The sequence below is a fragment of the Rhodococcus sp. B50 genome (assembly GCF_013602415.1).
In the GTDB taxonomy this organism is placed as follows: Bacteria; Actinomycetota; Actinomycetes; order Mycobacteriales; family Mycobacteriaceae; genus Rhodococcus.
This window is the reverse complement of sequence record NZ_WPAG02000002.1, coordinates 5,269,975-5,278,615: the sequence shown is the minus strand read 5'-3', so window position 1 is coordinate 5,278,615 and position 8,641 is coordinate 5,269,975. Positions and strand designations below refer to the sequence as shown.

The 8,641-nt window shown below is 68.8% G+C and carries 2 protein-coding genes; both read right to left on the bottom strand.

The window, feature by feature from the left end; genetic code table 11:
• The coding region (locus GON09_RS24445; RefSeq protein ID WP_307854491.1) for an AMP-binding protein at positions 1–814 on the bottom strand (814 nt) is incomplete at its 3' end.
• A gap of 215 nt (positions 815–1,029) precedes the next feature.
• Entirely contained in the window at positions 1,030–8,505 is a 7,476-nt protein-coding gene (locus tag GON09_RS24440) for a non-ribosomal peptide synthetase (RefSeq protein ID WP_213934190.1), read from the bottom strand.
• Positions 8,506–8,641 lie beyond the last annotated feature (136 nt).

The following is an 8,641-nucleotide window of genomic DNA, read 5'->3' as shown; positions in this document are numbered from 1 at the left end:
CCCGCCACACCACCACACGCAACTCGTCCAACCCGGCAGGATCCATCGACCCCAACGCACCCGGCGTCATGAACACATGCGACACCGACTGCGACGCAATCACATCCGCCAGATCCGGACCACCACCGACCCCCGCCGGCGCCACCACCACCGTCGCCCCCGCCGAAAACCCCACCCCCAACTCGAGCAACGACACATCGAAACTCGGCGAACACACATGCAACACCCGCGACGAGGCATCGACCCCGAAATGCTCACGCTCGGCCGCAATCACCCCACCGACACCGGCATGCGAGACCACCACACCCTTCGGCCGCCCCGTCGACCCCGACGTATAGATCATCCACGCCGCATCCACCGACTCCACCGACCGCACCCGATCCGCATACGACACCGGCCGCGACGACAACCCCGCCACCTGCCCCGCCACCGACACATCATCGACCGCCACCACCGGCACCGACCCCGCCGCCGCCACCACCACCGGCGCCACCGACGACACCGTCAACGCCAACACCGCACCCGAATCGGCCACCATGAACTGCACCCGCTCGCCCGGATAACCCGGATCCACCGGCACAAAAGTCGCCCCCGACTTCGCCACCGCCCACAACACCACCACCGACTCGAGCGACCGCGGCACCGCCACCACCACCGCATCCCCCGCGCCGATCCCCCGCCCGATCAACCACCGCGCCCACCGCGACGACACCTCATCGAGCTCCCGATACGACAACGACCGAGACCCCTCGACCACCGCCACCGCATCACCACGCGACTCCACCGCAGCCACCAACAACTGCGACAACAACACACCCCGACCACGCTCACCCCGACCCACACGCGGAGCACGAACACGAGCACGGTCCTGGCTCCGTGCCCTCATACGGTGGGTTCCCCCGTCCGTGTGCGCGTCCCCGAGCGTGCTCGGCCCCCGACAAGAAACCTGTGCAACACGGAACAAACTCTCCTTCCGGCCGTGGTCGCCCCGAACGAACTCGGCCGGTAAGTAAAGTTACCGTTACTGAATCATTCCTGCAGAATCCACGGAGAGCGCAGGTCGGAGAGCTTGCCGGACAGCCCGGCGGACGCATCCACCCCGTCGTTCGGTGATCCGTCCGTGACCACGACCGTCACGAGATCCTCGGAATCGGGCAGAGCGGGCAGTTCCCCGGCCGGGACGAAGCCGTGGGTCACCCACTCCTCATCGACGAGAATGCCCAGATCATGCTCGGGACCGGCAGGAACGACGACGGCGCCGGTGATCGCCGCGGCCAGGACGGCAAAGACCGTCCACTCGTCGACCCGGGGGCCGGCGAGAAGGATCCGCGACTCGTAGGTCAGCTCGAGATCCTTCCGGCCGCGTCGCAACGCTGCCACGACCGCACCGTGGGTGAGATCGAGCTCACTCGTCCGGATCGCCGTGTCCTCGGGTCCGAGGACGCCGGAGCGGTCGGTGTACGCGACCGAACGGGCCGGTTGCTCAGCGACCAGGGCGAGCGTCTCCGGCTCGTCGACGAACATCCGGACGACCGAGGACGGCAGGTGGTCGCTGCGCTCGAGCGCCGTCAGAACGCGGTCGGCGGGAACCGCGGGGTCGACGGTGATCGCAGCTCCGGTCTTGACGACCGCCCACATCGCAACGACCAGATCGGGGCCCACCGGGAGGTCGACGGCAACGGTACGACCGGGACCAACTCCGTGGGAGATCAGATAACGGGCCCACTGCGACGACCGGCGCTCGACATCGACGAAGCCGAGCTCGGTGTCGCCCACCACGACGGCGGGCGCGTCGGGATCGGACTCGACCGCGATCTGCAGTTCCTGGACGACGGTGCGGTCGACGGTCTCGAAGCCGACCTCCGGCGCCGGATCGGTGGCGACCGGTGTCGTGACGGCCGTGCGTTCGGCCTCGGTCCGGATCTCGATGTCGCCGACCACGGAACGAGGATCGGCGGCGACGGCGTCGAGGACGGCCACGAAGCGCTGCGCGAGCGCCGTCGCCGTCGCTTCGTCGAACAGGTCGACGGCATAGGTGAGCGCGATGCGCATGCCGGCGTCGGCAGCGAGCGGTTCCACCGTCACCTGCAGATCGAACTTGGCGGCGAGCACTCCCGAATCGAGTGCTTCCACCGTGAGCTCGGGCAGTTCGAGACGCGCCGGTTCGATGTTCTGGAACGACAACATCGTCTGAAAGACGGGATGGCGCGCCGGCGAACGGGTGGCGACGACTTCGTCGACGATCCGCTCGAACGGGATGTCGGCGTGCGCGAACGCCTCGAGATCGGCGGTGCGTGCCTGTCCGAGAACATCCGCGAAGTGCGATCCCGGATCGACGTCGGTGCGCAGCGCGAGCGTGTTCACGAACATGCCGACGATGTCGTCGAGCACCCGCGAACCGCGTCCTGCGACGGCGGTGCCCACGACGATGTCGCGGGTGCCGCTCATCCGCGCGAGCAGCACGGCGAGCGCGGCGTGGACGACCATGAACAGCGACGCCCGGTTCTCGGTCGCGAGTGCCTCGAGCCGCTGCCGCGTCGAAGCGTCGACCTCGGTGAACACGGTGGAACCACGCAGACTGGGGACCGCGGGACGCGGCCGGTCGGTGGGCAGGTCGAGCAGGTCCGGCACCCCGGCCAGCTGCTCCGTCCAGTAGGCGAGCTGCCTACCGGCCGGTGAATCGGGGTTCTCGGCGTCGCCGAAGGTCTCCTGTTGCCACGACGCGAAATCCGCGTACTGCACCTCGAGCGGCGGGCGGTCGGGTCGCGAACCGGACAACCGGGCGACGTAGGCCTCCATGAGGTCGCGCGCCAACGGCACGAGCGAGGCGCCGTCGGCCGAGATGTGATGGACCACCAGCGCGAGGACATGATCTTCGGAGTCGACCGAGGCGACGCTGTCGCCGGAGTCGACCGAGACGAGGCGTCCGCGCACGGGCGCCTCGGAGGACACGTCGAATCCCTGACCGGCGACCTCGACCACGGCGTCGAAGGCCTCCCGCTCGGAGGTCGCCCGGACCACCTCGAGCGGCTGCATCGACTCCACGTCCAGGATCTGTTGGAAGGGGCCCTGCTCGTCCTGCGGGTAGACGGTGCGCAGCGTCTCGTGCCGCTCGACGACATCGCGTACGGCTGCGGTCAGCGCCTCGATGTCGAGCGCACCGCGCAACCGGATGGCGAGCGGGATGTTGTACGTCGCGGAGCCCGGATCGAGCTGATTGAGCACCCACATCCGCTGCTGCGCGAGCGAGAGCGGGATGCGGCCGCGACGCGGCCGTGCGACCAGGCCCGGCACGGCGCCCTCGGCACCGCCGGCATCGACGCGCGCGGCCAGGCCCCCGACGGTGGGATCCTCGAACAGTTCCCGGATCGCCAGGTTCGCTCCCGTCGCCTCGTTGATGCGGGCGACGACCCGCGTCGCGATGAGGGAGTTGCCGCCCAGATCGAAGAACGAGTCGTCGGCGCCGACGCGGTCGATCCCCAGCACCTCGGTCCAGACCTGTGCCACGATCCGTTCGGATTCGGTGGCAGGTTCGCGGAAACGATCCGCGTCGATGTCGACGCGGGGGACGGGAAGCGCGCGGCGGTCGAGCTTGCCGTTCACCGTGAGCGGGAGTTCGTCGAGCACTGTCACCACATCGGGAACCATGTAGCCCGTGAGGAATTCGGAGGCGTGTGCGCGTACTGCGGCGGGGTCGACGGCCTCCCCTGTGCGCGGCACGACATAACCGACGAGGCGTTCGCCGAGCCCGTCGTCGCGGACGAGCGCGACGGCCTGCGCGACACCAGGCGCCCGCAACAGCTCCGACTCGATCTCGCCGAGCTCGATGCGGAAGCCGCGGAGCTGGACCTGCGAGTCGCCGCGACCCGCGTATTCGAGGATTCCCTCGTTGTTCCAGCGCGCGATGTCGCCGGTCCGGTAGAGGCGGCCGCGCCCGAACGGGTTCGCGACGAAACGCGCCGTCGTCAGGTCGGGGCGAGCGAGGTAGCCGCGCGAGAGCTGATCGCCGGAGATGTACAGCTCGCCCGGCACACCCGGAGGCACGGGATGCAGCCGTCGGTCGAGGACGTACGCGTCGAGTCCCGGCAGCGATCGACCGATGGCGCTGGCGGCACCCACCTTCGCGAGGGCCCGGTCGATGCGCTGGTACGACACGTGCACCGTGGTCTCGGTGATGCCGTACATGTTCACCAGCTGCGGACCCGCAGGGTGGCGGTCGAACCAGCCGACGAGCCGGCCCGGGTCGAGCGCCTCACCGCCGAAGACGACGTAACGCAGGGCGAGCGGCGTCGAGTCGACCGAGCCGGCCGCGAGCATGCGATCGGCCTCGTCGAACTGGTAGAAGGCGGACGGCGTCTGGTTCAGGACGGTCACGCCCTCCTCCCGCACGAGGCGGGCGAAGAGTTCGGGAGAGCGGGAGGTCATGTAGTCCACGACGACGAGCCGCCCACCGTGCAGGAGCGGACCCCACAGCTCCCATACCGAGAAGTCGAACGCGTAGGAGTGGAACAGCGTCCACACGTCGCCGGCACCGAAACCGAACAGCGGCTCGGCATTGGCGAAGAGAGTGAGCACGTTCCGGTGGGTGACCGCGACGCCCTTCGGCCGGCCTGTCGATCCGGAGGTGTAGATGACGTAAGCCGGGTGCTCGGGGCGCAGCGGCGCGAGCCGGTCGGCGTCGGTGAGCGGCCGCGACTCGGCGGCTGCGACGTCGGCGACGCTCTCGACGGTGACGATCTCCGTTCCGCTGTCGCGGAGTGCACCCGCGCCGTCCTCGTCGCCGATCCGCTCGGACGTCAGGATCACGCGGGGCTTCGCGTCGTCGAGCATGTAGCGGACCCGCTCGGCGGGATAGGTGGTGTCGACCGGCAGGTAACCGCCCCCGGACTGGATGACGGCCAGCAACGCGACCACGAGATCGGTAGATCGCGGAAGAGCCACCGCCACGAGGCTTCCCGGTCCGACGCCTGATGCGATCAGCCTGCGCGCGAGGCGGTTGGCACGTGCACCGAGCTCCGCGTAGTCGAGGGTGATCCCCTCGCACGTCACCGCGGGTGCTGCGGCGTGGGCGAGCACCGACGCGTCGAGACGCGCGGCGAGGGTCGCCGGTTCCGACACCACCGCACCCGCTCCGAGCGAATTCCACTCGGAGAGAATGCTTGTGCGCTCGCCGTCGGACAGGAAGGGCAGATCGCCGACCGCGACGCGTTCGTCGACGACGACTGCGTCCAGGAGCCGGGCGAATCGCCGGGCGAAACCGGCGACGGTCCGTTCGTCGAACAGGTCTGTGGCGTACGTGAATTCGACCGCCAGACCGTCGGAACCGTCGATCGCGTCGAGTCCGGCAACGGTCACCTGGAGATCGAACTTGGCGATAGCCGCATCGAATTCGACTCCACCGATGGACAGTTCGGGCAGTTCGAGGGTCGACACCGGCATGTTCTGGAAGGTGAGCATCACCTGGAAGAGCGGATGCCGCGCCTGCGAGCGGGGCGGATCGAGCACCTCGACCAACCGCTCGAACGGCAGGTCGGCGTGGGTGAACGCCTCGAGGTCGACGCCGCGAACGTCGGCGAGCAGGTCGGCGAAGGAGCGGGAGTCCTCGACGTCGGTGCGCAGCACGAGCGTGTTGACGAACATGCCGATCACGTCGTCGAGCGCGGCCTGTCCCCGGCCGGCGACCGGTGTGCCGATCGCGATGTCGCCGGTTCCGGAGAGCCGGGCGAGCAGCGCGGCGAGAGTGGCGTGGACCACCATGAATTCCGTTGCGCCGCTGCGGCGTGCAAGGTCGGCGATCCCGTTCCGGGTTCGGCCGTCGACCGTGATCCGATGGGTGGCACCGCGATAGCTCGCGTGGACGGGTCGAGGACGATCCGACGGCAGAGCGAGCTCTTCGGGAAGGTCGGCCAGATTCGTCCGCCAGTAGTCCAGCTGGCGGGACATCGGAGAGGTGGGATCGGATTCGTCGCCGAGGGCTTCGCGTTGCCACAGTGTGTAATCGGCGTACTGCACCTCGAGCGGCGTCCACTCGGGCGCGCGACCGGCGACACGCGATTCGTAGGCCACGATCACGTCGCGGGTCAACGGACCCATCGAGAATCCGTCGGCGGAGATGTGGTGGACGACCACGACGAGCACGTGCTCGTCGTCGGCGATACGGAGCAGTCGAACGCGCAACGGGATCTGTTGCGTGACATCGAATCCCTCCGACACCAGCTCGGTGACCCGGGCGACGACGTCCTCGGTGGACACCTGTTCGGGAACGACGTCGAAGCTCGCCTCGGACGGGGGCAGCACCTTCTGGAATCCGACGCCGGCTTCGTCGGGGTAGACGGTCCGCAACGATTCGTGGCGGGTGAGGACGTCGGAGATCGCCGCGGAGAGCGCGGGAACATCGAGTCGGCCGGAGAGCCTGATGGCCACCGTGATGTTGTCGACGGCGGAACCGGGTTCCAGACGGTTGAGGAACCACATGCGTTGCTGCGCCAACGACAACGGCACCCGCTCCGGACGCCGCCGCGCCGCCAACACCACCCCGGCACCGGCCGCAGCAGCATCGACACCGGCACCGACACCGGCACCGGCGGTGTCGTCGAGCCGCGCCGCCAACTCCAGCACCGACGACGCCTCGAACACCACCGGCACCGCCACCCGATACCCCAACCGCGCCGACAACCGCGCCACCAACCGCGTCGCCGCCAACGAATTACCCCCGAGATCGACGAACGAATCATCCAACCCGACCCGCTCGAGACCCAGAACCTGCGCAACCTCCGAGGCCACGGCCACCTCCATCGGCGTCCGCGGCGCCCGATACTCGGCCACCTCGAACACCGGCTCCGGCAACGCCGCCCGATCCACCTTCCCCACCGGCGTCAACGGCACCCGATCGAGCACCATCACCAACGACGGCACCATGAACCCCGGCACCACCTCGGCCACCGACTCCCGCACCCGCACCGGATCCAACACCGCCCCCGCCTCGGGCACCACATACGACACCAACGCCGACTCCCCCGACGCCAACACCGCCCCCACCGTCACCGCGAAACCGACCCCCGGCACCGCCGACAACGCCGCATCGATCTCCCCCAACTCGACCCGGAACCCCCGGATCTTCACCTGGAAATCGCTACGCCCCACATACTCGAACACCCCATCGCCACCCCGACGCACCAGATCCCCCGTCCGATACATCCGACCACCCGCAGTGAACGGATCGGCCACGAACCGCGCCGCCGTCAACCCGAACCGACCGTGATAACCCCGCGCCACCTGCGCCCCGGCCACATACAACTCCCCCACCACACCCTCGGGCACCGGACGCAGACGCTCGTCGAGCACGAACGCACCCACCCCCGCGATCGCCGACCCGATCACCACCGGCGCCTCCGGCACCAACTCCGCCGACGACGTCGCCAGAATCGTCGTCTCCGTCGGACCATAAGCATTGAAGAACCGCCGCCGACCCGGCACCGACCACCGCCGCACCAGATCCGGCGTGAACGACTCCCCCGCCACCACCACCACACGCAACTCGTCCAACCCGGCAGGATCCATCGACCCCAACGCACCCGGCGTCATGAACACATGCGACACCGACTGCGACGCAATCACATCCGCCAGATCCGGACCACCACCGACCCCCGCCGGCGCCACCACCACCGTCGCCCCCGCCGAAAACCCCACCCCCAACTCGAGCAACGACACATCGAAACTCGGCGAACACACATGCAACACCCGCGACGAGGCATCGACCCCGAAATGCTCACGCTCGGCCGCAATCACCCCACCGACACCGGCATGCGAGACCACCACACCCTTCGGCCGCCCCGTCGACCCCGACGTATAGATCATCCACGCCGCATCCACCGACTCCACCGACCGCACCCGATCCGCATACGACACCGGCCGCGACGACAACCCCGCCACCTGCCCCGCCACCGACACATCATCGACCGCCACCACCGGCACCGACCCCGCCGCCGCCACCACCACCGGCGCCACCGACGACACCGTCAACGCCAACACCGCACCCGAATCGGCCACCATGAACTGCACCCGCTCGCCCGGATAACCCGGATCCACCGGCACAAAAGTCGCCCCCGACTTCGCCACCGCCCACAACACCACCACCGACTCGAGCGACCGCGGCACCGCCACCACCACCGCATCCCCCGCGCCGATCCCCCGCCCGATCAACCACCGCGCCCACCGCGACGACACCTCATCGAGCTCCCGATACGACAACGACCGAGACCCCTCGACCACCGCCACCGCATCACCACGCGACTCCACCGCAGCCACCAACAACTGCGACAACAACACACCCCGACCACGCTCACCCCGACCCACACGCGGAGCACGGGGCCCACGCGGAGCGCGAACACGCGTACGCTCACCCGAGCGCGCAGGCGCATCCGATCCGTTCGGGTGCGTCCCGGCCGGCTGCGAAGGGTTCACCGCAGATGCCTCGTCCGAGCTGCCGCCGTGTCGAGAACGCATGAAAAAGCCCACACCCTTCGCTTCGGTACATCTGGTCGCGTGTATGAACCGAGCAAGCATAGTCACCTCGGTGAGCCACGCGACCCTACTCGGTAGTAACCCCGAATTGTTCATCTGCCCTGCTGCCCCCGACGTT